Source organism: Pseudomonas sp. LF020 (assembly GCF_053456425.1).
The window spans coordinates 248,384-273,420 of record NZ_JBRFIX010000009.1 but is presented as its reverse complement, the minus strand read 5'-3'; the positions used below and the strand labels follow the sequence as shown (position 1 = coordinate 273,420).

Below are 25,037 nucleotides of genomic sequence, written 5' to 3'. Positions count from 1 at the left end.
GAAGAAGTCAAGACAGATCGCAGCGCGAGGTTTACTGTATTCGCCCTGCGTTGAAAAATCGTGTCGACGCATTTGACCCTCGCCCAAACATGGCGTATCGGTCTGTTCTGTGTTCAAAAGGCCGTTCAAGTAAAAAGGAAAACCGCAGCGATGGCGTACTACCGCACTCCTCATGACGTTACCGCTCTGCCTGCCTGGCAAGCGTTGAAAGATCACCGCCAAGCCATGCAGGATTTCAGCATGCGCGAAGCCTTCAACGCCGATCCGCAGCGCTTCAATCAATTCACGCTCAGCAGCTGCGGCCTGTTTCTCGATTATTCGAAGAACCTGATCAACGCCGAGACCCGCAACCTGCTGGTGGGCCTGGCCAATGAAGTCGATCTGAAAGGCGCGATCAAAGCGCTGTTCGACGGCGAAATCGTCAACGCCTCCGAAGGCCGCCCGGCACTGCACACCGCCCTGCGCCGCCCGGTGGGCGACAAGCTGTCGGTCAACGGCGTCAACGTGATGCCGGAAGTGCACAAGGTACTGAACCAGATCACCGATCTGGTCGGCCGCATCCACGACGGTCTGTGGCGTGGTTACACCGAGAAGCCGATCACTGACGTGGTCAACATCGGCATCGGTGGTTCGTTCCTCGGCCCGGAGCTGGTCTCCGAAGCGCTGTTGTCCTACGCGCAGAAAGGCGTGCGTTGCCACTACCTGGCGAACATAGACGGCAGTGAGTTCCACGAACTGACGCAAAAGCTGCGCGCCGAAACCACGCTGTTCATCGTTTCGTCGAAATCCTTCAACACCCTCGAAACCCTGAAGAACGCTCAGGCCGCACGCGCCTGGTACCTGGCTCAGGGCGGTTCCGAAGCCGAGCTGTATCGCCACTTCATCGCGGTATCGAGCAACAACGCTGCGGCAGTCGCGTTCGGTATCCGTGAAGAAAACATCTTCCCGATGTGGGACTGGGTCGGCGGTCGTTACTCGCTGTGGTCGGCCATCGGTCTGCCGATTGCCCTGGCTATCGGCATGTCCAACTTCAAGGAACTGCTGTCCGGTGCCTACACCATGGACCAGCATTTCCAGAGCGCGCCGTTCGAACAGAACATGCCGGTACTGCTGGCCCTGCTCGGCGTCTGGTACGGCAACTTCTGGGGCGCGCAAAGCCACGCGATCCTGCCGTACGACCACTACCTGCGTAACATCACCAAACATTTGCAACAGCTAGATATGGAATCCAACGGCAAGAGCGTGCGCCAGGACGGCACTTCGGTGTCGACCGATACTGGCCCGGTGATCTGGGGCGGCGTCGGCTGCAACGGTCAGCACGCCTATCACCAGTTGCTGCACCAGGGCACCCAACTGATCCCGGCCGATTTCATCGTGCCGATCGTCAGCTTCAACCCGGTCTCCGACCACCATCAGTGGCTGTACGCCAACTGCCTGTCGCAGAGCCAGGCGCTGATGCTCGGCAAGACCCTGCCGGAAGCCGAAGCCGAACTGCGCGAAAAAGGCATGAGCGAAGAGCAGGTGCACAAACTCGCACCGCACAAGGTGATCCCGGGCAACCGTCCGAGCAACACCATCGTGGTCGAGCGCATCAGCCCGCGGCGTCTCGGCGCGCTGGTCGCCATGTACGAGCACAAAGTGTTCGTGCAGAGCGTGGTCTGGGGCATCAACGCCTTCGACCAGTGGGGCGTGGAACTGGGCAAGGAATTGGGCAAGGGCGTTTACAACCGTCTGGTCGGCAGCGATGAAACCGTCGCTGACGATGCCTCCACCCAGGGCCTGATCAACTACTTCCGCGGTCGTCACCGCGGATGATTTGAAAGCAAAACCCACAGGATTTGGATCAACCAGAATCCTGTGGGCAAGCAAATTCCCTTGTAGGAGTGAGCCTGCTCGCGATAGCGGTATGTCTTTAAGCATTGATGTTGACTGACACACCGCTATCGCGAGCAGGCTCACTCCTACAGTTGTTTTGCGTACACCTGAATTCAATACCAGCCATCAGATTCCTGATGCGGCTTGAACCCTTGGCCCTCTCGGCGCATCTTTATTCTTCGCACAACAAGAATAAGGAACCGTCATGTTCGATATCAGCACGTTCCCCAAAGCCGATGCCGTCCGCCGGGCTGCGCAGTTGAGTCAGGACGACTATAAGCGCCTGTACCGCGAATCGATTGAACACCCCAGCACCTTCTGGGCCGAACAGGCCACGCGCTTCCTCGACTGGAGCACCCCGTGGCAGACCGTCCAGCGCTACGACCTGAAAACCGGTGAAGCGTCCTGGTTTGCCGGCGGCCAACTGAACGTCAGTTACAACTGCATCGACCGTCACCTTGCCCAGCGCGGCGAGCAGACCGCGATTCTCTGGGAAGGCGACGACCCTGCCGAATCGGCACAGATCACTTACAAAAAACTTCACCATCACGTCTGCCGCCTGGCCAATGTGTTGAAAAGCCGTGGGGTGAAAAAAGGCGACCGGGTGTGCATCTACATGCCGATGATTCCCGAGGCGGCCTACGCCATGCTCGCCTGCGCGCGAATCGGTGCGATTCACTCGGTGGTGTTCGGCGGCTTCTCCCCGGACTCCTTGCGCGACCGCATCCTCGACGCCGACTGCCGCACGGTGATCACCGCCGATGAAGGCGTGCGCGGTGGCAAGTTCGTCCCGCTCAAGCACAACGTCGACAAGGCGCTGCAAAGTTGCCCGGATGTCAGCACCGTCATCGTCGTCGAACGCACTCAGGGCAAGGTCGACTGGGTCGAGGGCCGCGACCTCTGGTATCACCAGGCCGTGCGCGACGTCAGCGATGACTGCCCGCCAGAGCCGATGGACGCCGAGGATCCGCTGTTTATCCTTTACACCTCCGGCAGCACCGGCAAACCCAAAGGCGTGCTGCACACCACCGGCGGCTACCTGCTGCAGGCGGCGATGACCTTCAAGTACGTGCTCGATTACCGCGACGGCGAAGTGTTCTGGTGCACCGCCGACGTCGGCTGGGTCACCGGCCATAGTTACATCGTCTATGGCCCGCTGGCCAACGGCGCGACCACGCTGATCTTCGAAGGCGTGCCGAGCTATCCGAGCACTTCGCGCTTCTGGCAGGTGATCGACAAACACCACGTCAACATCTTCTACACCGCGCCGACGGCCCTGCGCGCGCTGATGCGCGAAGGTGCCGAACCGTTGAAGGAAACGTCGCGCGCCAGCCTCAGATTACTCGGCAGTGTCGGTGAGCCGATCAACCCGGAGGCGTGGGAATGGTATTTCAACGTGGTCGGCGAGCAGCGCTGCCCGATTGTCGATACTTGGTGGCAGACCGAAACCGGCGGCATCATGCTCAGCCCGTTGGTCAGCGCGCAACGGATCAAACCGGGCTGCGCCACGCAACCGATGTTCGGCGTGCAACCGGTGCTGCTCGATGAACACGGCAAGGAAATCAAAGGCGCCGGCAGCGGCGTGCTGGCGATCAAGTCGAGTTGGCCGGCGCAGATCCGCAGCGTCTACGGCGACCCGCAACGGATGGTCGACACCTATTTCAAACCCTACCCCGGCTATTACTTCACCGGTGACGGCGCACGCCGCGACGAGGACGGCGATTACTGGATCACCGGGCGCATCGACGACGTGATCAACGTCTCCGGCCACCGCATTGGCACCGCCGAAGTGGAAAGCGCGCTGGTGCTGCACGACAGCATCGCCGAAGCCGCCGTGGTCGGTTACCCGCACGACGTCAAAGGCCAGGGCATCTATGCCTTCGTCACCCCCATGAACGGCGTCGAGCCGAGCGACGATCTGAAGAAAGAACTGCTGGCCCACGTCAGCAAGGAAATCGGCAGCTTCGCCAAACCGGACCTGATCCAATGGGCGCCGGCCTTGCCGAAAACCCGTTCAGGCAAGATCATGCGGCGGATCCTGCGCAAGATCGCCTGCAACGAACTCGACAGCCTCGGCGACACCTCGACCCTGGCCGACCCGAGCGTGGTGCAGGGTTTGATCGACAAGCGCCTCAATCAGTAACGTCCGTGGCGCGGTCAACCGGCCGCGCCCGTCCACCACCAATGAGTTGTCATGGAATTCATCCGCAGCCGTATCGAAAATCAACTCATGAGCCTGACCGGGCTGTCCCTCGGTCAACTCGACCTGGAAAACCCCAAGGGCGATCCCGGGCTGTTCGGGCCGGACTCGGTCAGTTGGCAGGTACATGGCGATTTCAGCAGCATGCTGATCGGCGGTATCAGCGCGCTGTTGCTGCAAGCCCTGCATCCACTGGCGCTGGCCGGGGTCTGGGATCATTCGAATTTTCGTCAGGACATGCTCGGCCGCTTGCGCCGCACCAGCCAGTTTGTCTCCGGCACCACGTTTGGCTCGCGCCGCGACGCCGAATGGCTGATCGAAAAAGTGCGCACCATTCACCTGCAGGTGGTCGGCACTGCGCCGGATGGCCGGCCTTACGCGGCCAGCGATCCGGACCTGCTGACCTGGGTGCATGTAGCCGAGGTCAGTCACTTTCTTGCGGCGCATCTGCGTTACCGCAATCCGCAATTGTCGGCGGCGGATCAGGATCGCTACTACGCGGAAATCGCCGTGGTCGCCGAGCGCCTGGGTGCGCGGGAGGTGCCGAAATCGCGGCAGGCCGTGGCCGACTATCTGCAACGCATGCGCCCGCAGCTGCTCTGTGATGAGCGCAGCCGTGAAGTCCTGCGCCTGCTGCTCGACGCCCCGGCACCGAGTGTTCTGGCGCGCCCCTTTGGCGATTTGATGATGAAGGCCGGCATCGATCTGCTGCCGGATTGGGCCAGCGACATGTTCGGTGTCCGTCAGAATCCGCTGCAGCGCCAGTTGATTCGCGCCAGCGTCAAGCGCAGCGCGCCGATGCTGCGCTGGGCGATGCGTAACGGTTCGGTGCAACGGGCCAAGCGGCGGATGGGAGTGCTCACCTGATCCATACACAAAACCCGTGGCGAGGGAGCGTGCTCCCGCTCGAGTGCGAAGCGCTCGCAACCTTTCGAGGGTCGCTGCGCAACCCAGCGTGAGCAAGCTCCCTCGCCACAGACTGCGCGATGTCTCAGGGCATCGGTAACTGCTAAACTCCCGCGCCTCAATTCTCACCAGCAAGGCGCACGCATGTCTTCCTTGAATCAGGCGCTGCGCGCCGCCCTCGATAAACGCCAGGATCTGCTCGCTGAGCTGCACAGCCAGGGCACCGATTGTTATCGGCTGTTCCACGGCAGCCAGGAAGGCGCCGGTGGTCTGACCGTCGACCGCTATGGCCCGCAATTGCTGGTGCAAAGTTTTCATCAGACGCTGGAGCGTGACGACCTGCTGCAACTGCACACCATGGTCAATCAGACCCTGGGCTTTGAAACCCTGCTGGTCTACAACGACCGCTCCCGGGGCAACTCGCGCATCGATCGCGAAGACAGTGTGTACAAAGCCGATGACGCCGCGCTGGCGGATCTGGTCGGCCACGAATGGGGCCTGAACTATCGCGTGCGCGGGCGGCATGCCGGGCAGGATCCGCTGCTGTTCCTCGACCTGCGCAACACGCGCGGCTGGGTCAAGGATCACGCCAAGGGTAAAAGTGTGCTCAACCTCTTTGCCTACACCTGTGGCGTCGGCCTGAGTGCCGCCGCCGGTGGTGCGCGTGAGGTGTGCAATCTGGATTTCGCTGAAGGCAATCTGGCGGTCGGTCGAGAAAACGGTCAGCTCAACCCGCAATTGCCCGAGATGCAATTTATCCAGTCCGATTATTTCCCGGCGATCCGTCAGCTCGCCGGGCTGCCGATCAGCCAGCGGCGCGGGCAGAAACTGCCGAGCTACCAGCGCCTCGAACAGCGCCAATACGATCTGGTGCTGCTTGACCCGCCGGCCTGGGCCAAGAGTGCATTCGGCACCGTCGACCTGTTGCGCGACTATCAGAGCCTGCTCAAACCGGCGCTGCTGACCACCGCCGACAACGGCGTGCTGATCTGCTGCAACAACCTGGCAAAAGTCAGCATGGACGACTGGCGTGAACAGGTACTGCGTTGTGCCGAGAAGGCCGGGCGACCGGTGCGCGAATGGAGCGTAATGACCCCGGGCGCGGACTTCCCGTCGCTGGATCAGCAGCCACCGCTGAAAACCCTGATCCTGCAGCTGTAACCCCCCCTGCGGGACTGGCAACCATCCAATGTGGGAGCGAGCTTGCTCGCGAAGGCGGCGTGTCAGTCAGCATATTTCTCGACTGATCCACCGCTTTCGCGAGCAAGCTCGCTCCCACAGTGTCTTGGTCCTACAGAACAATCTGAACAATCCTGCCCCCCACGATGTACTTCGGAACCAGAATCGCGTGCCATACTCCAAGGCACTCCGATTCAGACAGATGAAGCCGCACATGCCCAAAGGATTGATTCGCGCGATTGGCGCCTTGTTGACTGCTCTGGCCCTCTACAGCCTGCTGGGGTTTCTGATTTTGCCGGGCATCGCCCTGCGTATCGCCAACCAGCAACTGGCGAACTATGCCACGGTGCCTGCGCATATCCAGCGCATCGAACTCAATCCGTTCAGCCTGGAAGTTACCCTGTGGGGGCTGGTCGTCGGTGAGCCGGGCAAGGAGCAAGTCGGCTTCGAGCGGCTGTACGCCAATCTGCAACTCGACAGCCTGTGGACCAAGGCGCTGCACCTGGCTGATATCGAGCTGGACAAGCCCAAGACCGAAATCCTCTTCGCCAAGGACGGCCAGCTCAATCTGCTGGGCCTGTTCAAGATTCCCGCCAGCGAACCGACCCCGGCCGATCCGAATGCCAAGCCGTTCCCGCTGCGCATCGACCGCATTCAACTGGCCGGCGGCAACGTGCATTTCCAGGACGCCCGGCCGAGCGAGCCCATCGAGTTTCTCTACGACAAGCTCGATTTCGAGCTGAAAAACCTCAGCACGCTGCCCGAAGACAATGCCGACATGACCCTGGTGGCTGCCGGCCCGGCCGGTGGGCAGATCGACTGGAAGGGCAACTTCAGCCTGATCCCGTTCACCTCCGAAGGCACACTGAAAGTCACCGACGGCAAGATGAAGTCGTTCTGGCCCTACGTGCGTGACGCCGTGCCGCTGGTGCTCGAAGACGGTGTGATCAATCTCAGCACCGAATACAAACTCAATCTGTCGAAAGAAACCGAGCTGCTGCTGAACAACATCGCAGTGAGTGTCGCGCCGTTCGCGATCAAGGCGCCGGACGGACGCCAATTGGCGAAACTTGAACGACTGGACGTCAGCGAAACCTCGCTGGACCTGGCCAAACAGCAAGTAGTAGTCGGCAAGATTCGCAGCAACAAACTGGAAACCTGGGCCGCGCTCGAAGCCGACGGCCAGCTCGACTGGCAGAAACTGTTCGCCAGCCAGCCATCAAAACCTGCCGCCAAGGCCGCCGCCGAACCCAAGACCACTCCGGCCGCCGCCGACTCGCCGAAAGAACCGGCGGCGCCGAGCAAGCCCTGGCAAGTGCTGCTCAAAGACGTACAACTGCGCAACTACACCGTGCATCTCGCCGACCGTTCGGCCAACCCGCCCGTGGCACTGGATGTCACCCCGCTGAATATCGACCTGCAGGATTTCGACAGCCTCAACGGCTCGCCTTTCAAGGTCAGGCTCGACAGCGGTCTGGGCAAACAAGGCAAGATCAACGCCGACGGGGTGGTCAACCTCGCGCCGGTCACCGCCCAACTCAATGTGAAAACCCAGGACATCGACCTGCGTGTCGCACAGTCCTACATCAATCCGTTCATTCGCCTGGAGCTGCGCAGCGGCATGCTCGGCAGTGACCTCAAGGTCAACCTCAAGAGCACCGCCCCCCTGGCACTCGGCGTGACAGGGCGCGCGCAGATCGATCAACTGCACACCCTCGATACCCTGAAAACCCGCGACTTCCTCAAGTGGCAGCAAGTGGTGGTCGAAGGCCTGAACTACCAGCACGGTGACAGCCTGTCGATCGACAAGGTCAATCTGTTCCAGCCGTACGCCCGATTCATGATCAACGATGACCGCACCACCAACATCGACGACCTGCTGATCCCGCAGCCCGCCGACAGCGGTGCAAAAACCGCCGCGGCGAAACCGGCCAGCAAGGACAAGCCGCTGGGCATTCACATCGGCGCGATTGCGATCAACGACGGTTCGGCCAACTTCGCCGACTTCAGCCTGACGCCGAACTTCGCCACCGCGATTCAACAGCTCAACGGTCAGATCGGCACCATCGACAGCCGTCAGGCGAAACCGGCCAGCGTCGACATCAAGGGCAAGGTCGACCGTTATGCACCGGTGACCATCAAAGGCGCGGTCAACCCGTTCGACCCGATGGCCAGCCTCGACATCGCCACCAGTTTCAAACGCGTCGAACTAACCACACTGACGCCGTATTCCGGCAAGTTCGCCGGTTACCGCATCCGCAAGGGCCGGCTCAACCTCGACCTGCATTACCTGATCACCAAGGGCCAGTTGAAGGCTGAAAACAAAGTGGTGGTCGAGCAACTGCAACTCGGTGAGAAAGTCGACAGCCCGGATGCCGTGAGCTTGCCGTTGAAACTGGCGATTGCCCTGCTCAAGGACGTCGATGGCAAGATCTCCATCGAGCTGCCGGTGACCGGCGACCTCAACAACCCGCAGTTCAGCGTGATGCCGATTGTCTGGCAGACCCTGCGCAACCTGATCGTCAAGGCCGCCGCCGCACCGTTCAAGATGATTGGCGGGCTGATCAACGGTGGCGGCTCCGAGGACCTCGGTACCGTGTCCTTTGCTGCGGGCTCCAGTGACCTGAGCAAGGACGCCGAGTCGGCGCTGGACAAACTGTCCAAGGCCCTCAAGGAACGTCCAGCCCTGCGTCTGGAAATCGAAGGAACTGCCGCACAGAGCAGCGACGGTCCGTTGATCGCCGAACAGCGTCTGGAGCGCGAATACCAGTACAACTACTACAAGATGCTCCAGCGTCGGGGCGACAAGGTGCCGGCGCAAGCGTCCCTGCTGCAAGTGCCGGAGAGCGAGAAAGGCCCGCTGCTTGAAGGCATCTACCGTACCCGTCTGAAAACTCAGCCACCGGCCGAATGGAAAGATCTGGGCAAGGAAGAACGCACGGCAAAAATGCGTGATGGTGTGATCAAGTTCTGGAGTTCCAGCGATGTGCTGCTGCGGCAGTTGGGTCAGGAACGCGCCAGCAGCATCAAGGACTATCTGGTCGACAAAGGCCAGTTGGCGGATGACCGGGTGTACTTCATCGACGCCAACCTTGGCGAGGCCGAAAGCGATGGCCGGGTCGTGACGCAAATGCACCTGGACGCCGAATGATGAACCACAAGTGGCTGGTTGCGCTGACACTGCTGCTCGCCGCCAGCCCGGCTCAGGCCTCTGACACGCTGCGTTGTGGCAGCCAGTTGGTCAGTCTCGGCGACCGCGCCAGTGAAGTGCTGCAGAAGTGTGGCGAACCGGTCAACCGCGATGCCCTCGGCTACAAGCGCAGCGCCAACCGCCGCGAAGAGTTTCAGGTCGAGGAATGGACCTACGGCCCGAGTAACGGCATGTATCAGTACCTGCGCTTTGAAGGCAATCGCCTGCGGCAGATCAACAGCAAGCGCGGTAATTAATTCCCCCCTGTAGGAGTGAGCCTGCTCGCGATAGCGGTGTGTCAGTCAGCAGATTTCTCCATCTGACACACCGCTATCGCGAGCAGGCTCACTCCTACAATTGTTTTGTGGTGCCCCTGAAATAGAACAAGCCCCGGCACTTGTGTCGGGGCCTGTAATGGTCACATCCGTGTGACCGTTCGCATGAACTCTAAAGTTGCGGCAGACGTATTGCTCGGCCCGTCTGTCGCGTCTTCTCCCGGTCCAGGCGAGAAGTCATGCCTTACTCGGCTTTCAGGCCGTCAGCGGAAACCGCTTTGACGCCTTTGATTTTCTTGGTGATGTTCACCGCGGTGGTTTTCTGAGCTTCGGTGACAGCGACGTCAGAAGACAGGGAAACCACACCTTTGTTGGTTTCGACTTTGATGTCGGTACCAGGAATGCCTTTTTCGGTTACCAGGTCGCTTTTGACTTTGGTAGTGATCCAGGTATCGGAAGTAGCTTCTTTAGCCTTGGTCATTTCACCAGCAGCCAGAGTCATTGGAGCCTGAGTAGCCTGGGTGGTTTGTGCAAAGGCACCGGAAGCCATGGTCAGGGTCAGCGCGGTAGCAGCAGCGGCAGTGATAGCGAACTTCTTCATACGAGTAACTCCTGTTTTTCTGGAAAGTCTGCTGGATTACTTGTCAGCAGGGTTACCGAGGTAGTTGCGAACGTTGTGCCAACTTTTTAAAAGATACAAAAGCTATATAAATCAACATCTTACAGATAATGGAAAATTCCGGATTCATGCAAAATGCATGATTCGGGGAATATTCACTTGCAAGTTGCGGTTTTTTGGAAAGTTCCTAAGGCGCTGAAATTATTGAGACTTTTATTTTCACCGAATAAAGAAAAATGCCCTGCGTGGCAGGGCATTCGTACATCACGCGCTAGCGATCAAGTACCGCTGGCGGTACAGCCTTTTGGCGAATAATCCGCGTTAACAGTAGTGGCACAGGTCCACACGCCAGAGGTATTACCCGTAGCAGCGCCCGAACGAGTGAGCGTGATGGTTTTGCCCAGTACCGGACCCGGAGCGTTGAGCAGCGTACAGCTGATGCTGCCCGCCCCCGTCGCCGCTGTGCCTGTAACCGAGACCGTACAGTTGGAGGTGGTGGCTGTACCGCCATTCACAGCGTTTATATCCGGAGCGGTACCTTGATTGATGGTGTCCTCGAACGGCACCTTCATCGCACTGATCTCCGCCAGCCCCGCGGTCACTTTTGACCGCGCCTGATACTTCGAATACTGCGGCAAGGCGATGGTTGCCAGGATGCCGATGATCGCGACGACGATCAGCAGCTCGATCAGAGTGAAACCTTGTTGTTTTTTCATAGACACGCTCCATGCATGAGTCGAAATCTCATGATCTGAAAGGGACGCAGCATAGGCCATGCCAATGCCTTCCAGGCCCCGTCCATTGGGCGCAAAGCGTGTGCGATGTCAGTTCCTACAACCTGCAACCGCACTATCTGACACTTTTTGTCACCTGTACCGGGCGTGTTTGGCGCTGTCACTTGACTAGGCTATAAGTCATGAACTGTCAGCATCCGGAATCCCCATGAATGACATCGCTCTGAGCGGTCTGGCCAAGCAATTGGTACAAGCCGAACTGCTTACGGAAAAAAGCGCCCAGCAGGCCTGGCAACAGGCGCAGCGCAATCGGCTGTCGCTGGTCAGCTACCTGGTGCAGAACAAACTGGTGAAGAGCTCACAGGTGGCCGAGATCGCTTCCGAGCATTTCGGCATGGCCTTCATGGACCTCAATTGCCTCGACAAGGAAACCCAGCCCAAAGGCCTGGTCAGTGAAAAACTGGTGCGCCAGCACCACGCCCTGCCCTTGTGGCGGCGTGGCAACAAACTGTTCGTGGGTATTTCCGATCCGAGCAATCATCAGGCGATCAATGACATTCAGTTCAGCACCGGGCTGAGCACCGAAGCCATTCTGGTGGAGGACGACAAGCTCACCGAGGCCATCGAGAAATTCTTCGACACTCACGCCAGTGGTCTCGAAGACATGGCCGACGTCGATCTCGACGGCGTGGATGTCGAGTCCGTCGACGACAGCCGCCAGGACGCCATTGGCGGCCTCGACGCCGACGACGCGCCGGTCGTGCGCTTCGTGCACAAGATGCTGCTCGACGCGATCAAGAGTGGCTCTTCCGACCTGCACTTCGAACCTTACGAAAAAAACTTCAGGGTGCGGGTGCGCACCGACGGCATCCTGCGCGAGGTGGCCAAACCGCCGATCCAGTTGGCCGGACGGATCGCCGCACGCCTGAAAGTCATGGCCAGTCTGGATATCTCGGAACGGCGCAAACCGCAGGACGGGCGAATCAAGATGCGCCTGTCGAAGACCAAGTCCATCGACTTCCGGGTCAACACCTTGCCGACCCTGTGGGGCGAAAAAGTGGTGATCCGGATTCTCGACCCGTCCAGCGCACAGATCGGCATCGATGCATTGGGTTACGAGCCGGCGCAGAAAGAACTGTACATGGCCGCGCTCAAGCAGCCGCAGGGCATGATTCTGGTAACCGGGCCTACGGGGTCGGGGAAAACTGTTTCGCTGTACACCGGCCTGAATATCCTCAACACCGTCGACATCAACATTTCCACCGCCGAAGACCCGGTGGAAATCAACATGGAAGGCATCAACCAGGTCAACGTCAATCCGAAACAGGGGCTGGATTTTGCTCAGGCCCTACGTTCGTTTCTGCGGCAGGACCCGGACGTGATCATGGTCGGCGAGATCCGCGACCTGGAAACCGCCGAGATCGCGATCAAGGCCGCACAGACCGGCCACCTGGTGCTGTCCACGCTGCACACCAACAGCGCCGCCGAAACCCTGACCCGTCTGCACAACATGGGCATTCCCGGGTTCAACATCGCCACCTCGGTCAGCCTGATCATTGCCCAGCGCCTGGCGCGCAAGCTGTGCAGCCACTGCAAGAAACCGATCGAAATCCCTCGCGAGACATTGATCAGGGAAGGTTTCCCGCCGGAACAGATCGGCAGTTTCACGATCTATGAGCCGGTCGGTTGCGATCACTGTAACGGTGGCTACAAGGGCCGCGTGGGGATTTATGAAGTGGTGAAGAACACCCCCGAGCTGCAACGGCTGATCATGGCCGAAGGCAACTCGCTGGAAATCGACAGCCAGATGCGTCGCGACGGCTTCGACGACCTGCGCACCTCCGGCCTGCACAAGGCCATGCAAGGCATCACCAGCCTGGAAGAAATCAACCGGGTCACCAAGGACTGAACATGGCGGTCAAGGCAGCGAAAATCAGTATCTACGCCTGGGAAGGCACGGATCGCAAAGGCAGCAAGGTCACGGGCGAGCTGAGCGGGCAGAACCCCGCGCTGATCAAGGCCCAGCTACGCAAACAGGGGATCAACCCGGGCAAGGTGCGCAAGAAATCTACCTCCCTGCTCAGCCTCGGCAAACGTATCAAGGCCCAGGACATCGCCCTGTTCACGCGGCAGATGGCAACCATGATGAAGGCCGGCGTACCGCTGCTGCAGTCGTTCGACATCATTGGCGAAGGCTTCGACAACCCGGCGATGCGCAAACTGGTAGACGAGGTGAAGCAGGAAGTGGCCGCCGGCAACAGCTTCGCTGCGGCCCTGCGCAAGAAGCCGCAGTTTTTCGATGAGCTGTATTGCAACCTGGTGGATGCCGGCGAGCAATCCGGCGCCCTCGATACGTTGCTCGAACGGGTCGCGACCTATAAGGAAAAAAGCGAAGCACTCAAGGCCAAGATCAAGAAAGCCCTGACCTATCCCAGCGCGGTGGTGCTGGTGGCAATGGTCGTTACCGGGATTCTGCTGGTAAAAGTGGTGCCGCAGTTTCAGTCGGTATTTTCCGGTTTCGGTGCTGAACTGCCGGCCTTTACCCTGATGGTAATCAGTATCTCGGAGTTCATGCAGCAATGGTGGTGGGCGGTGCTTGGAGCACTGATTGCAGCGGTGTTCGGCATCCGTCATGCGCTGAAGAAATCCCAGGCCCTGCGCGACCGCAAAGACACCTGGCTGCTGAAACTGCCGCTGGTGGGGACGCTGATGTACAAATCGGCGGTGGCACGATTCGCCCGCACCCTGTCGACCACCTTCGCCGCAGGCGTGCCATTGGTGGAGGCACTGGATTCGGTGGCAGGCGCCACGGGCAACGTGGTGTTCAAACGCGCGGTGCTGCGTATCCGCCAGGACGTCGCCACCGGCATGCAGCTGAATTTCTCGATGCGCAGCACCGGCGTCTTCCCCAACATGGCGGTGCAGATGACCGCCATCGGTGAGGAGTCGGGTGCGCTGGACGACATGCTCGACAAGGTCGCCGGTTTTTATGAAGAGGAAGTGGATAACATGGTCGACAACCTCACCAGCCTGATGGAGCCGTTCGTCATGGTGGTGCTCGGGGTCATCGTCGGCGGGCTGGTCGTGGCCATGTACCTGCCGATCTTCCAACTCGGCTCAGCGATCTGACATGCCTATCGACGAACTCTTCAGTCTGTATCCGCTGGCCTTTGTGTGCACCGCCCTGCTGTTGGGTCTGGTGGTCGGCAGTTTCCTCAACGTACTGGTCTGGCGCCTGCCAAAAATGCTCGAGCGCGATTGGCGCCAGCAGGCCCAAGACGTCCTCGGCCTGCCGAGCGAAACCCCACTGCCGACCTACAACCTGATGCTGCCGCACTCCCAGTGCCCACACTGCGGCCACCGGATTCGGGCGTGGGAAAACATTCCGCTGCTCAGCTATCTGCTTCTGCGAGGGCGCTGCTCCGCGTGTGCCGCACCGATCAGCAAACGTTATCCCCTGACCGAACTGGCCTGCGGCCTGCTTTCGGCATTCGTCGCCTGGCATCTGGGTTTCGGCTGGCCGGCCGGCCTGTTGATCGTCCTTACCTGGGGGCTGCTGGCGATGAGCCTGATCGACACCGAACATCAACTGCTGCCCGATGTGCTGGTGTTGCCGTTGTTGTGGCTGGGGCTGATCGTCAACAGTTTCGGGCTGTTCGTCTCGCTGCACGCGGCGTTGTGGGGTGCGGTGGCCGGCTACATGGCGCTGTGGTCGGTGTTCTGGCTGTTCAAGCTGCTGACCGGCAAGGACGGCATCGGCCATGGTGATTTCAAGCTGCTGGCACTGCTCGGGGCTTGGGGCGGCTGGCAGATTTTGCCGCTGACGATCCTGCTGTCGTCGCTGGTGGGGGCGATTGTCGGGGTGATTCTGCTGCGTCTGCGTGAGCAGAAAACCTCGACGCCGATGCCCTTCGGGCCGTATCTGGCAATTGCCGGCTGGATTGCCTTGCTCTGGGGTGGTCAAATAACCGACTTCTATTGGCAGTTTGTCGGTTTGAAATGAATACCCCTGTGGAAAAACCCTGGATTCTCGGCCTGACCGGCGGCATCGGCAGTGGTAAAAGCGCCGCTGCCCAGCACTTCATCGATCTCGGGATCCATGTGGTCGACGCCGATCACGCAGCGCGCTGGGTGGTCGAGCCGGGGCGTCCGGCACTGGCGAAGATTGCCGAACACTTCGGGCCCGGCGTCCTGCAAGCCGATGGCACGCTGGACCGTGCGGTCCTGCGCAAATTGATCTTTGAAGTGCCGGAGGAACGCCGCTGGCTCGAAGCCCTGCTGCATCCATTGATCGCCGAGGAAATCGCTCACCATCTGGCGCTGGCAAAATCGCCTTATGCGATTCTGGTGTCGCCGCTGCTGATCGAATCCGGGCAATACGCGATGACCCAGCGCATCCTGGTGATCGACGCCCCGCAACAACTGCAGATCGAACGCACCTTGCAGCGCGACCAGACCAGCGAACAGCAGGTCCAGGCGATCCTCAAGGCCCAGTCGAGCCGCGAGGATCGCGTGAGTCGTGCAGACGATGTGGTGGTCAACGATCGCGACCTCGCCTGGCTGCACAGCGAAGTCGAGCGCCTGCATCACTTTTACCTGACTTTATCCGGAGGCCAAGCATGAGCCCAATCCCAACCGTTGACTGCCCAACCTGCGGCGCCCCCGTGGAATTCACCCCAGAGAACAAATTCCGCCCATTCTGCTCCGATCGCTGCAAGCTGATCGACCTTGGCGCCTGGGCGTCCGAAGAGCACAAGATTCCGGTCGCCCCGGATGCCGAAGACGAAATGTTCTCCGGCGATTTCGACCCGCGTCACTGATCGCGATCAGGGCCGCATGAAGCCGTAGTCCTGATCGTCGTCGAGGTTTTCCGCGAGAAAGCGCAACTCGTCGGCCAGGTCTTCGGCGTTGCGCACCGTCTTGCTCTGCTGCACCACCGCGCTGAGCAAGGCGCGCAAACTCAGGCCCGGATCGAAGCCGACCTCCTGTGCCATCTCAAGACTCTGTCGCGTTTCCTGTCTTGCCCACTCGTACACACTCATGCCGCTGCTCCTGAAGGAATTTTGCCGAGCATGAAATGCCGCGCGGGTAGCGGATTTGATGTGGATCAAGACTTGGGATCGTCGTCCTTCCACGGCGCCGAAAGGTAGCGGGTGCGGTTGAAGGTTTCCAGCCACTCGGGACTGAACACCACCAGCGCGCTGATCACCATGCCGTTGATGAACGCTTCGGGAAAGATCAGCAGCCACAGATAACCGATGAAATCTTCCAGCCATTCCGGCATGGCGAACAGGCCGTCGTACCAGAGCAGGCCAAGGCTCAGGGTCAGACACAACAACGCCGACAACGCTGCGGCGAAAAAACCGGAACAGAAGATATACACGAACGGATTACGCGGCTGCGCGCGCTCGACGAGGATCGCCACACCCTCGGTGATCAGCACTGGCAACAGGATCAGCAACGTCCCGTTGACCCCGACCGCCGCCAGATCCTGACGCCCGAGCAACACCAGACCGAGCTGCGCAATCAGCCCGCCGACAATCGCCAGTGGCCAGTCCAGCAGCAACGTCACGGCGGTCATGCCGATGAAGTGATAAGAGACCCCGGTGTCGAAATCCCTGCGCACCAGCCACAGCAGAAACAAGGCGAACACCGTGCCGAACAGCAAATGCTGGCGACGACTGTCACTAAACAATTCGACCCACGGCGCGCGGACAACCGCCCACAGCAGCACCGGCAGGTAAATCAGCCAGCCGAGTGTCAGGCTTGTCGAGGACAGCAGTTCTGCACCGATCATCTCTCCCTCACTTTTATCAGGAAAACTCCCACATCCCCTGTAGGAACTGCCGCAGGCTGCGATCTTTTGATCTTGCACTTTGACAGTCAAAAGATCGCAGCCTTCGGCAGCTCCTACAAGAGCTCAACGTGCGAGCTGTCAGCATCCGCCGATGCAAAGCTTTCTGCTTGTCGCATTTGAACGCTAAGCTTGGGCCTATGGATGACTCAGATTATTTACGCCTGCTGACCATTGCGGCCGAGCAAGCCAACGCGTTCCTGTCCAATGCCCGCAAATGGGAGCGTGAGCGTTGGGTCTGCCAGCGCCTGCTGCAAGGCTTGAACATCCCTTATCGTGCCGATGAGTTCGCCCCCGCTGGCGAGCCGCCAGACGTGCTGTTTCGTGATGCCAATTTCGAAGTGTTCTTCGTTCTCGATGAAGGTCGCCGGCTCAACGACGAATGGCGCGACGAACTGCAGCGCCGGCGCAGTGCGTTTTCCCTCAGCCAACTGGTGCGCCGTGAAGCCAAGCCACGGCGGATCCCGGCCAATGAGTTCCTGTTGCGACTGGCGCCGACCTTGCGTAAAAAAGCGCACAATTACAAGGAACGCGGCATGGATCTGGGTGAACTGGACATCATCGCTTTCGCCAGTCTCAAGCGCGAGGTGCTGGACCTCAACAGCCACTTTCCACCGCCCACCGAGTACTTGCGCCAGGGTTGGCGCTCGCTGTCACTGGTCGGGCCGACGTTCGCCCGGGTGCTGTTCGCCCATCCCGATGCGCCGGACTTTCTGCGCAGCAACCTCGGTCGCAGCATCGTCTTCGATGTCGGGATCAGCCTGTGACGCCGCTGCAGCAGTTGATTGCCGACGTGCCGCAGACCGGCCGCGTACGCTGGATCGGCGTGCGTCCGGAGTCTCGCGGGCCGATGATCGAGCTTGACGCCGTCGAGGCACGGCTCGAAGCGGGATTGACCGGCGATCACGCCCGCCCGGGTGTACGCAACGCGCGGCAAGTGACGTTGATTCAGTTCGAACACCTGGCCGTGATCAACGCACTGATGGGCCGACCTGCCGATCAACCCGTGAGGCCTGAAGACCTGCGGCGCAATCTGGTAATCAGCGGTATCAATCTGTTTAGTCTCAAAGGTCGGCGCTTTCGCATCGGTCAGGCAATATTCGAGACCACCGGCTGGTGTCAGCCCTGCGCGCGCCTGCAAAACAACCTTGGCCCCGGCACCTTTCAAGCGGTGCGCGGGCATGGCGGAATAACCGCGCGGGTGTTACAAAGCGGGATCGTTCGCCTCGACGACGGTGTTTCGGTCGAACCGGTTCCGGCCAGTGGCTATGCTGCATTCAACCCGGGTTAAAAACCGCTGTAGCTTCCCCACCTTCAGCAACGTCTACCTGACGAGGCCTTTATGACCAGCCGCCTGAACCCCGAAGACCAGAAGCATGTCGAAGAGTACCTGCAGTTGTCCCAACACCGTGTCGAGCGCCGGCCTTTCCGGCCGTGGATGCTCCTGGTGCTGGTGCTGGCAGTGACCATTGGTCTGGGCTTGCTGAGCCGATTAATCAGTTACCTGACGCTATGAGCTGCCTCGCGCTCGCTCGGGTAACCGCACCGATTTCCTTTAAAAACCTTGCGAGTTATCCCTATGTCCCATCGTATTGTTATTGTCGGCGGCGGCGCCGGCGGTCTGGAGCTGGCTACCCGTCTGGGTAAGACTCTGGGCAAGCGCGGCACGGCCAGTGTGATGCTGGTCGACGCGAACCTCACGCACATCTGGAAACCCCTGCTGCACGAAGTGGCTGCCGGATCGCTGAACTCTTCCGAAGACGAACTCAACTATGTTGCCCAGGCGAAATGGAACCACTTCGAGTTCCAGTTGGGGCGCATGAGCGGGCTTGATCGGGCGCAGAAGAAAATCCAGCTGGCGGCCACCTACGACGAAAACGGCGTGGAACTGGTTCCCGCCCGTGAAGTGCAGTACGACACGCTGGTAATCAGCGTCGGCAGCACCACCAACGATTTCGGCACCCAGGGCGCAGCGCAGCACTGCCTGTTCCTCGACACCCGCAAACAAGCCGAACGCTTCCACCAGCAACTGCTCAATCACTATCTGCGCGCTCACGCCGGGCAGACCGATGTGGTAGAACAGATCAGCGTGGCCATCGTCGGGGCCGGCGCCACGGGCGTCGAGCTGGCGGCCGAACTGCACAACGCGGCGCATGAGCTGGCGGCCTATGGTCTGGACCGGATCAAACCGGAAAACATGCACATCACCCTGATCGAAGCCGGGCCACGGGTGCTGCCAGCCCTGCCGGAGCGTATCAGCGGCCCGGTGCACAAGACTCTGGAGAAACTCGGGGTCAACGTGATGACCAACGCTTCGGTCAGCGAAGTGACCGCCGACAGCCTGATCACTGCCGACGGCAACGAGATCAAGGCCAGCCTGAAAGTCTGGGCAGCGGGGATTCGCGCACCGGGTTTCCTCAAGGACATCGACGGTCTGGAAACCAACCGCATCAATCAACTGCAAGTGCTGCCGACCCTGCAGACCACCCGCGACGAAAACATCTTCGCGTTTGGCGACTGCGCCGCCTGCCCGCAACCGGGTTCGGATCGCAACGTGCCGCCCCGTGCACAAGCCGCGCACCAACAGGCATCGCTGCTGGCCAAGTCACTGAAGCTGCGCATCGAGGGCAAAACCCTGCCGGAGTACAAATACACCGATTACGGCTCGCTGATTTCGCTGTCGCGCTTCTCGGCGGTGGGTAACTTGATGGGTAACCTGACCGGCAGCGTGATGCTGGAGGGCTGGCTGGCGCGGATGTTCTACGTGTCGCTGTATCGCATGCACCAGATGGCGCTGTACGGACCGTTCCGCACGGCAATGCTGATGCTGGGCAGCAAGATCGGTCGCGGCACCGAGCCACGCCTGAAGCTGCATTGATGGCGTAAACCCTGTAGGAGTGAGCCTGCTCGCGATAACGGTGGGTCAGTCAATTCATTCATGACTGACACACTGTTATCGCGAGCAGGCTCACTCCTACAATGATTTTGCGTAGGGCCTGAGTTTTTCATGGGCAAAAAAAATCCCCGTATCTTTCGATACGAGGATTTTTAATATGGTCGGGGTAAGGGGATTCGAACTCCTGACATCCTGCTCCCAAAGCAGGCGCGCTACCGGACTGCGCTATACCCCGGTAAAAAAAAGGCGACCTTTCAAAGATCGCCTTCTTCGATCAGCGCTTTTGGCCTCTGATCTTAAGATTCGATCCCAGCGCTAACTGGTTTCAAAAATGGTGGGTCGTGTGGGATTCGAACCTACGACCAATTGGTTAAAAGCCAACTGCTCTACCAACTGAGCTAACGACCCAAAAATGGTCGGGGTAAGGGGATTCGAACTCCTGACATCCTGCTCCCAAAGCAGGCGCGCTACCGGACTGCGCTATACCCCGGCTTGAAATTGGCTCCGTGACCAGGACTCGAACCTGGGACCCAATGATTAACAGTCATTTGCTCTACCGACTGAGCTATCACGGAACTACATATTTCAATTTACAACGGTGAAACTTGAAGCTTCTCGACATCGTTTTCGCATCGCTGCGTTCGTGTGTCTGAGGCGCGCTATTCTACAACCTAGAACACCTCTGTCAACCCCCTAAATTGCTTTCAAGTTAATGATTTGCAACTTATTTCAGTTTTCAACCCAGTGGGTTGAAACGCTGCCGGTGACTGACTGCGGGGCGCACTTTACAAGCCTTTTCCTTAGAGTTCAACAGCCTAACGAAAAAAAGGCCTCGCAAAGCGAGGCCTTCCTTATTTCATTGGCGTTGCGGCTCAGTCGAAAACGATTTCGTCGTTCACCACTTTGCCGGTCGCCGTGTCGCCTGGCAGGAAATGCCCCGACAGGATCAACTGCGCCAACGGGTTTTCGATCCAGCGCTGGATCGCACGTTTGAGTGGACGTGCGCCATAGACCGGGTCGTAACCGACGGCAATCAGCTTGTCCATCGCTTCCGGGCTCAGCTCCAGCTTCAGCTCGCGCTCGGCCAGACGGCTGCGCAGACGGCCCAACTGGATCTCGGTAATGCCCGCGATCTGATCCCGCGCCAATGGCTCGAAGATCACCACTTCGTCGACCCGGTTGATGAACTCCGGACGGAAGTGCGACGTCAGCGCGTCCATCACCGCTGCACGCTGGGCCTCACGGTCACCGACCAGTTCCTGGATCTGCGACGAACCGAGGTTCGAGGTCATGACGATCACGGTATTGCGGAAATCCACCGTACGCCCGTGGCTGTCGGTCAGACGGCCATCCTCCAGCACCTGCAGCAAGATGTTGAACACGTCCGGATGCGCCTTCTCGACCTCGTCCAGCAGGATCACCGAGTAAGGCTTGCGGCGCACCGCTTCGGTCAGGTAACCGCCCTCCTCGTAGCCCACGTAGCCTGGTGGCGCACCGATCAGCCGCGCCACGGAGTGTTTCTCCATGAACTCGGACATGTCGATCCGCACCATCGCCTCTTCCGTATCGAAGAGGAATTCGGCCAGCGCCTTGCACAGCTCGGTTTTACCGACACCGGTCGGGCCGAGGAACATGAACGAGCCGCTTGGACGATTCGGATCCGCCAGCCCGGCACGCGAGCGCCGTACCGCGTTGGCGACCGCAACCACCGCCTCGTCCTGACCAATCACACGCTGGTGCAACAGGCTTTCCATCTTCATCAGCTTGTCGCGCTCGCCTTCGAGCATTTTCGACACCGGAATACCGGTCCACTTCGAAACGACTTCGGCGATTTCCTCTTCGGTCACCTTGCTGCGCAGCAACTGGTTTTCGCTCTTGCCGTGCTGGTCGACCATTTGCAGACTGCGCTCCAGATCCGGGATCACCCCGTACTGCAATTCGGCCATGCGGTTGAGATCGCCTTTACGGCGCGCCGCTTCCAGTTCCTGACGCGACTGCTCGATCTTTTGCTGAATCTGCGCCGAACCCTGTACCTCGGCTTTTTCCGAGTTCCAGATTTCTTCCAGATCCGAGTACTCACGCTCGAGGCGGACGATTTCTTCCTGGAGTTTTTCCAGCCGTTTCATCGCCGCTTCATCGCTTTCTTTCTTCAGCGCCTGGGATTCCACCTTCAACTGAATCAGGCGACGCTCCAGGCGATCCAGCACTTCCGGCTTGGAGTCGATTTCCATGCGGATACGGCTGGCGGCCTCATCGATCAGGTCGATGGCCTTGTCCGGCAACTGCCGGTCAGTGATGTAGCGATGGCTGAGCTTGGCCGCCGCGATAATCGCGCCGTCGGTGATCGCCACTTTATGGTGAACCTCATAACGCTCCTTGAGGCCACGCAGGATGGCGATGGTGTCTTCTTCGCTCGGCTCGTCCACCAGCACTTTCTGGAAACGCCGCTCAAGCGCCGCATCCTTCTCTATATATTGGCGATACTCGTTGAGCGTGGTTGCGCCGACGCAGTGCAGCTCGCCGCGGGCCAGCGCCGGTTTGAGCATGTTGCCGGCATCCATCGAGCCTTCGCCTTTACCGGCGCCGACCATGGTATGCAGCTCGTCGATGAACAGAATGATCTGCCCTTCCTGCTTCGACAGCTCGTTGAGCAGCGCTTTGAGGCGTTCTTCGAACTCACCGCGATACTTGGCACCGGCAATCAGTGCGCCCATGTCCAGCGACAGCAGACGCTTGCCCTTGAGGCCGTCCGGCACTTCGCCGTTGATGATGCGCTGGGCCAGACCTTCGGCAATCGCGGTTTTACCCACACCAGGTTCGCCGATCAGCACCGGGTTGTTCTTGGTGCGGCGCTGCAGAACCTGAATGGTGCGACGGATTTCGTCGTCACGGCCGATCACCGGATCGAGCTTGCCGTCTTCGGCACGCTTGGTCAGATCGACGGTGTACTTGTCCAGCGCCTGACGCGACTCTTCGTGGTTGGCGTCATTTACCGCTTCACCGCCGCGCAGGTTGTTGATCGCGTTTTCCAGGGCTTTCTTGCTCACGCCCTGGCCGAGCAGCAACTTGCCGAGCTTGCTGTTCTCGTCCATCGCGGCGAGCAGCACCAGCTCGCTGGAAATGAACTGGTCGCCCTTCTGCTGGGCCAGGCGATCGGCCTGATTAAGCAGACGCGCCAGATCCTGCGACATGTTGACGTCGCCGGTCGGGTTCTGGATTTTCGGTAATTGATCGAGCTCTTTGGTCAGCTCTTTACGCAAGCTGTTAACGTCGAAGCCGACTTGCATCAACAGGGGTTTGATCGAACCACCCTGCTGTTCAAGCATGGCTTGCATCAAATGCGCCGGCTCGATGGCCGGATGATCGTGGCCAACGGCCAGGGATTGGGCGTCGGATAACGCCAACTGTAATTTGCTGGTTAAACGGTCTATACGCATGGGGTCACCTTCCTTTTGAGCAGGCCGGACCTAAAAACCATCCTGAATAAAGAAACCTGCCAGATACCACTGTAGATGCGGTCGATTCTGGGAGATTCAAGCGTCAGCGAGTTGATTCAGGTCAGGCAAGTCTAGCGGGTGAGCCAGACAAGGGAGGCGAAACGGCCAGTGCGCGACGCACGGCGGTAAGAAAAGAAGCGCGGATCGGTCACAGTGCAGAAACCGCCGCCATAAACCGCAGTGACACCGCGTTCAGCCAGACGCAAGCGCGCCAGCAGATAGATGTCAGCCATGAACTTGCCAGCATTGTGGCTGGGGACGAAGGCGGATGCTGCTTCTGGCAATTGATTGACGAAGACTTCGCGGACTTCCGGGCCGACTTCAAAAGCCTTCGGGCCAATGGCCGGACCGAGCCAGACCAGTACGTCCGCCGCAGCGGTGTCGAGATGATCGAGGGTAGCTTCCAGTACTCCCGCCGCCAAACCGCGCCAACCAGCGTGAGCCGCCGCGACGCGAGTACCGGCACGGTTGCAGAACAATGCCGGCAGGCAATCTGCGGTCATCGCCGTGCAGGCAATCCCGGGAGTCGCCGTCCAACTGGCATCGGCGGTGGCAACCACGCCCGAATCAGCATGGGCCACGGCAATCCCGTGCACTTGCTGCAACCAGGCAGGCTGTATAGAGAAGTGTTCGGTCAGACGCCGACGATTCTCGGCGACTGCTTCCAGGCGATCATCGACATGATCACCCAGATTGAGGCTGTCGAACGGCGCCTCGCTGACACCCCCCTCGCGGGTGGTGACACAGGCCCTGACGCTGGCCGGCGCAGGCCAGTCCGGCGTCAGCCAGTTCATCCGACGAATGCCTCGCGATCCTGCTTGAGCAGGGTCAGCAGCCAGACGAAATCTTCCGGCAGCGGCGATTCCCAGCTCATGCGCTCACCGGTGGTCGGATGATCCAGCTCGAGGAAACGCGCGTGCAGGGCCTGACGCGGGAAGTGCTTGAGGGATTCGACCATGGTCGGGTTCGCGGCCGGCGGAATGCGGAAACGACCGCCGTACGCCGGGTCGCCGACCAACGGGAAGTTGATGTGCGACATGTGCACACGAATCTGGTGGGTCCGACCGGTTTCCAGCTTCACCCGCACATGCGTGTGGGACCGGAAACGCTCCAGCACGCGGTAGTGACTGACGGCCGGCTTGCCGCCTTCCATCACTGCCATGCGCTGGCGCTGCTGACCATGACGGCCGATCGGGGCGTTGATCTTGCCCCCGGCAGTCACGACACCGATCACGATGCACTCGTAGATCCGGCTGACGCTGCGGCTTTGCAGCTGGGCAACGAGCTTGGTCTGCGCCTGAATGGTCTTGGCCACCACCATCAGACCGGTGGTGTCCTTGTCCAGGCGATGCACGATACCGGCACGCGGGACATTGATGATGTCCGGCACGTGGTGCAGCAAGGCATTGAGCAAGGTGCCATCGGCGTGGCCGGCAGCCGGGTGCACCACCAGGCCCGCAGGCTTGTTGATCACCAGAATGTCGTCGTCTTCATAGACGATGTCGAGCTCGATGTCCTGGGCGATCCACTCGCCCTGGGCTTCCTGCTCGGCAGTCAGCTCAAGGATGGCACCGCCGTGCACGATGTCGCGCGGGCGGATGACCGCCCCGTCCACAGTCAGGCGACCTTCTTTGATCCAGGCGGAAAGGCGCGAGCGTGAGTGCTCAGCGAAGAGTTGGGCGGCGACTTGATCGAGGCGTTGGCCGCCCAAATCGGACGGCACCTCTGCGCGAAGTTCAATTTTATCGGACATGCTCTGACTGGGCGTCGGCACAGCCTTTGGTTTCGGCTGCGCGCTTGTGGTTAAATACG

Annotated in this window: 22 protein-coding genes and 4 tRNA genes; 15 read left to right on the top strand and 11 right to left on the bottom strand. The window is 59.9% G+C overall.

Annotated features, from left to right (window positions below; all coding sequences use genetic code 11):
- Window positions 1–150: 150 nt before the first annotated feature.
- The 6 genes from pgi to ACU680_RS21770 all read left to right on the top strand — a co-directional run bounded on the left by pgi (window position 151) and on the right by ACU680_RS21770 (window position 9,607).
- Window positions 151–1,815, top strand: coding sequence for a glucose-6-phosphate isomerase (pgi, locus tag ACU680_RS21795; RefSeq protein ID WP_027614102.1), 1,665 nt, complete (start codon window positions 151–153; stop codon window positions 1,813–1,815).
- A 265-nt stretch (window positions 1,816–2,080) separates the two neighbouring features.
- Window positions 2,081–4,018: an acetate--CoA ligase gene (gene acs / locus ACU680_RS21790; RefSeq protein WP_448180482.1), complete on the top strand. Its 1,938-nt coding sequence runs from the start codon at window positions 2,081–2,083 to the stop codon at window positions 4,016–4,018.
- 51 nt (window positions 4,019–4,069) lie between these two features.
- Window positions 4,070–4,942 (top strand): oxygenase MpaB family protein, encoded by an 873-nt coding sequence (locus ACU680_RS21785; protein ID WP_448180481.1) that lies wholly within the window; start codon window positions 4,070–4,072, stop codon window positions 4,940–4,942.
- Between the two features lie 183 nt (window positions 4,943–5,125).
- The gene (locus ACU680_RS21780; protein WP_448180480.1) at window positions 5,126–6,142 is read left to right on the top strand and encodes a class I SAM-dependent rRNA methyltransferase; all 1,017 of its coding nucleotides are present in this window, start codon (window positions 5,126–5,128) and stop codon (window positions 6,140–6,142) included.
- 220 nt (window positions 6,143–6,362) lie between these two features.
- Complete coding sequence (locus tag ACU680_RS21775) at window positions 6,363–9,311, top strand: DUF748 domain-containing protein (protein ID WP_448180479.1); 2,949 nt, start codon at window positions 6,363–6,365, stop codon at window positions 9,309–9,311.
- A complete protein-coding gene (locus ACU680_RS21770; protein ID WP_448180510.1) occupies window positions 9,311–9,607 on the top strand; it encodes a DUF2845 domain-containing protein in 297 nt (98 codons plus the stop codon). Before ACU680_RS21775 ends, ACU680_RS21770 begins: the two co-directional genes overlap by 1 nt.
- Before the next feature lie 262 nt (window positions 9,608–9,869).
- On the opposite strand, the gene ACU680_RS21765 is transcribed toward ACU680_RS21770, so the two are convergent.
- The gene (locus tag ACU680_RS21765) at window positions 9,870–10,226 is read right to left on the bottom strand and encodes a BON domain-containing protein (protein ID WP_367085752.1); all 357 of its coding nucleotides are present in this window, start codon (window positions 10,224–10,226) and stop codon (window positions 9,870–9,872) included.
- Between the two features lie 296 nt (window positions 10,227–10,522).
- A complete protein-coding gene (locus ACU680_RS21760) occupies window positions 10,523–10,960 on the bottom strand; it encodes a pilin (protein ID WP_367085753.1) in 438 nt (145 codons plus the stop codon).
- A gap of 226 nt (window positions 10,961–11,186) precedes the next feature.
- On the opposite strand from ACU680_RS21760, the gene pilB reads away from it, so the two are divergent.
- The 5 genes from pilB to yacG are packed head-to-tail and all read left to right on the top strand — an operon-like array spanning window position 11,187 to window position 15,798.
- Window positions 11,187–12,887, top strand: coding sequence for a type IV-A pilus assembly ATPase PilB (gene pilB, locus ACU680_RS21755; protein ID WP_448180478.1), 1,701 nt, complete (start codon window positions 11,187–11,189; stop codon window positions 12,885–12,887).
- Between the two features lie 2 nt (window positions 12,888–12,889).
- A complete protein-coding gene (locus ACU680_RS21750; protein WP_448180477.1) occupies window positions 12,890–14,107 on the top strand; it encodes a type II secretion system F family protein in 1,218 nt (405 codons plus the stop codon).
- 1 nt (window position 14,108) lies between these two features.
- Entirely contained in the window at window positions 14,109–14,981 is an 873-nt protein-coding gene (locus ACU680_RS21745; protein WP_448180476.1) for a prepilin peptidase, read from the top strand.
- Window positions 14,978–15,601: a dephospho-CoA kinase gene (gene coaE / locus ACU680_RS21740; RefSeq protein ID WP_448180475.1), complete on the top strand. Its 624-nt coding sequence runs from the start codon at window positions 14,978–14,980 to the stop codon at window positions 15,599–15,601. The genes ACU680_RS21745 and coaE overlap by 4 nt, the downstream gene beginning before the upstream one ends.
- On the top strand, window positions 15,598–15,798 hold the full coding sequence (gene yacG / locus ACU680_RS21735; protein ID WP_007963861.1) for a DNA gyrase inhibitor YacG: 201 nt from the start codon (window positions 15,598–15,600) through the stop codon (window positions 15,796–15,798). Before coaE ends, yacG begins: the two co-directional genes overlap by 4 nt.
- Before the next feature lie 6 nt (window positions 15,799–15,804).
- Here yacG and ACU680_RS21730 read toward each other — a convergent pair whose 3' ends face one another.
- Entirely contained in the window at window positions 15,805–16,020 is a 216-nt protein-coding gene (locus ACU680_RS21730; protein WP_064382081.1) for a hypothetical protein, read from the bottom strand.
- A gap of 65 nt (window positions 16,021–16,085) precedes the next feature.
- Window positions 16,086–16,775 (bottom strand): energy-coupling factor ABC transporter permease, encoded by a 690-nt coding sequence (locus tag ACU680_RS21725; RefSeq protein WP_367085756.1) that lies wholly within the window; start codon window positions 16,773–16,775, stop codon window positions 16,086–16,088.
- Between the two features lie 197 nt (window positions 16,776–16,972).
- On the opposite strand from ACU680_RS21725, the gene ACU680_RS21720 reads away from it, so the two are divergent.
- The 4 genes from ACU680_RS21720 to ACU680_RS21705 all read left to right on the top strand — a co-directional run bounded on the left by ACU680_RS21720 (window position 16,973) and on the right by ACU680_RS21705 (window position 19,710).
- Window positions 16,973–17,599: a DUF1780 domain-containing protein gene (locus ACU680_RS21720; protein WP_003228301.1), complete on the top strand. Its 627-nt coding sequence runs from the start codon at window positions 16,973–16,975 to the stop codon at window positions 17,597–17,599.
- Entirely contained in the window at window positions 17,596–18,123 is a 528-nt protein-coding gene (locus ACU680_RS21715; RefSeq protein ID WP_448180474.1) for an MOSC domain-containing protein, read from the top strand. Before ACU680_RS21720 ends, ACU680_RS21715 begins: the two co-directional genes overlap by 4 nt.
- Window positions 18,124–18,174: 51 nt before the next feature.
- Entirely contained in the window at window positions 18,175–18,348 is a 174-nt protein-coding gene (locus tag ACU680_RS21710) for a DUF3094 family protein (protein ID WP_003228304.1), read from the top strand.
- 63 nt (window positions 18,349–18,411) lie between these two features.
- A complete protein-coding gene (locus ACU680_RS21705) occupies window positions 18,412–19,710 on the top strand; it encodes an NAD(P)/FAD-dependent oxidoreductase (RefSeq protein WP_007963857.1) in 1,299 nt (432 codons plus the stop codon).
- A gap of 176 nt (window positions 19,711–19,886) precedes the next feature.
- Here ACU680_RS21705 and ACU680_RS21700 read toward each other — a convergent pair.
- The 7 genes from ACU680_RS21700 to rluD form a co-directional block, all read right to left on the bottom strand.
- Window positions 19,887–19,963: transfer RNA gene (locus ACU680_RS21700), tRNA-Pro, on the bottom strand.
- A 97-nt stretch (window positions 19,964–20,060) separates the two neighbouring features.
- Window positions 20,061–20,136: transfer RNA gene (locus tag ACU680_RS21695), tRNA-Lys, on the bottom strand.
- 5 nt (window positions 20,137–20,141) lie between these two features.
- Window positions 20,142–20,218: transfer RNA gene (locus tag ACU680_RS21690), tRNA-Pro, on the bottom strand.
- Window positions 20,219–20,227: 9 nt separating this feature from the next.
- Window positions 20,228–20,303, bottom strand: a tRNA-Asn gene (locus ACU680_RS21685).
- A 297-nt stretch (window positions 20,304–20,600) separates the two neighbouring features.
- Window positions 20,601–23,165: an ATP-dependent chaperone ClpB gene (gene clpB / locus ACU680_RS21680; protein ID WP_007963856.1), complete on the bottom strand. Its 2,565-nt coding sequence runs from the start codon at window positions 23,163–23,165 to the stop codon at window positions 20,601–20,603.
- Between the two features lie 131 nt (window positions 23,166–23,296).
- Window positions 23,297–24,019 (bottom strand): peptidoglycan editing factor PgeF, encoded by a 723-nt coding sequence (gene pgeF / locus ACU680_RS21675; protein ID WP_448180473.1) that lies wholly within the window; start codon window positions 24,017–24,019, stop codon window positions 23,297–23,299.
- Window positions 24,016–24,978 carry a 23S rRNA pseudouridine(1911/1915/1917) synthase RluD gene (gene rluD, locus ACU680_RS21670; RefSeq protein WP_007963852.1) on the bottom strand — a complete coding sequence of 321 codons (963 nt, stop codon included), beginning with the start codon at window positions 24,976–24,978 and terminating at the stop codon, window positions 24,016–24,018. Before rluD ends, pgeF begins: the two co-directional genes overlap by 4 nt.
- Between the last annotated feature and the right edge of the window lie 59 nt (window positions 24,979–25,037).

What these genes read in the sequence shown, in the direction of transcription:
- ACU680_RS21705 (WP_007963857.1), top strand. Translation starts at nt 18,412, where the DNA reads ATGTCCCATCGTATTGTTATTGTCGGCGGCGGCGCCGGCGGTCTGGAG.
- acs (WP_448180482.1), top strand. Translation starts at nt 2,081, where the DNA reads ATGTTCGATATCAGCACGTTCCCCAAAGCCGATGCCGTCCGCCGGGCT.
- coaE (WP_448180475.1), top strand. Translation starts at nt 14,978, where the DNA reads ATGAATACCCCTGTGGAAAAACCCTGGATTCTCGGCCTGACCGGCGGC.
- ACU680_RS21750 (WP_448180477.1), top strand. Translation starts at nt 12,890, where the DNA reads ATGGCGGTCAAGGCAGCGAAAATCAGTATCTACGCCTGGGAAGGCACG.
- ACU680_RS21760 (WP_367085753.1), bottom strand. Translation starts at nt 10,960, where the DNA reads ATGAAAAAACAACAAGGTTTCACTCTGATCGAGCTGCTGATCGTCGTC.
- ACU680_RS21725 (WP_367085756.1), bottom strand. Translation starts at nt 16,775, where the DNA reads ATGATCGGTGCAGAACTGCTGTCCTCGACAAGCCTGACACTCGGCTGG.
- ACU680_RS21770 (WP_448180510.1), top strand. Translation starts at nt 9,311, where the DNA reads ATGAACCACAAGTGGCTGGTTGCGCTGACACTGCTGCTCGCCGCCAGC.
- ACU680_RS21785 (WP_448180481.1), top strand. Translation starts at nt 4,070, where the DNA reads ATGGAATTCATCCGCAGCCGTATCGAAAATCAACTCATGAGCCTGACC.
- rluD (WP_007963852.1), bottom strand. Translation starts at nt 24,978, where the DNA reads ATGTCCGATAAAATTGAACTTCGCGCAGAGGTGCCGTCCGATTTGGGC.
- ACU680_RS21730 (WP_064382081.1), bottom strand. Translation starts at nt 16,020, where the DNA reads ATGAGTGTGTACGAGTGGGCAAGACAGGAAACGCGACAGAGTCTTGAG.
- ACU680_RS21720 (WP_003228301.1), top strand. Translation starts at nt 16,973, where the DNA reads ATGGATGACTCAGATTATTTACGCCTGCTGACCATTGCGGCCGAGCAA.
- ACU680_RS21775 (WP_448180479.1), top strand. Translation starts at nt 6,363, where the DNA reads ATGAAGCCGCACATGCCCAAAGGATTGATTCGCGCGATTGGCGCCTTG.
- pgeF (WP_448180473.1), bottom strand. Translation starts at nt 24,019, where the DNA reads ATGAACTGGCTGACGCCGGACTGGCCTGCGCCGGCCAGCGTCAGGGCC.
- ACU680_RS21780 (WP_448180480.1), top strand. Translation starts at nt 5,126, where the DNA reads ATGTCTTCCTTGAATCAGGCGCTGCGCGCCGCCCTCGATAAACGCCAG.
- ACU680_RS21765 (WP_367085752.1), bottom strand. Translation starts at nt 10,226, where the DNA reads ATGAAGAAGTTCGCTATCACTGCCGCTGCTGCTACCGCGCTGACCCTG.
- pilB (WP_448180478.1), top strand. Translation starts at nt 11,187, where the DNA reads ATGAATGACATCGCTCTGAGCGGTCTGGCCAAGCAATTGGTACAAGCC.
- clpB (WP_007963856.1), bottom strand. Translation starts at nt 23,165, where the DNA reads ATGCGTATAGACCGTTTAACCAGCAAATTACAGTTGGCGTTATCCGAC.
- ACU680_RS21710 (WP_003228304.1), top strand. Translation starts at nt 18,175, where the DNA reads ATGACCAGCCGCCTGAACCCCGAAGACCAGAAGCATGTCGAAGAGTAC.
- yacG (WP_007963861.1), top strand. Translation starts at nt 15,598, where the DNA reads ATGAGCCCAATCCCAACCGTTGACTGCCCAACCTGCGGCGCCCCCGTG.
- pgi (WP_027614102.1), top strand. Translation starts at nt 151, where the DNA reads ATGGCGTACTACCGCACTCCTCATGACGTTACCGCTCTGCCTGCCTGG.
- ACU680_RS21745 (WP_448180476.1), top strand. Translation starts at nt 14,109, where the DNA reads ATGCCTATCGACGAACTCTTCAGTCTGTATCCGCTGGCCTTTGTGTGC.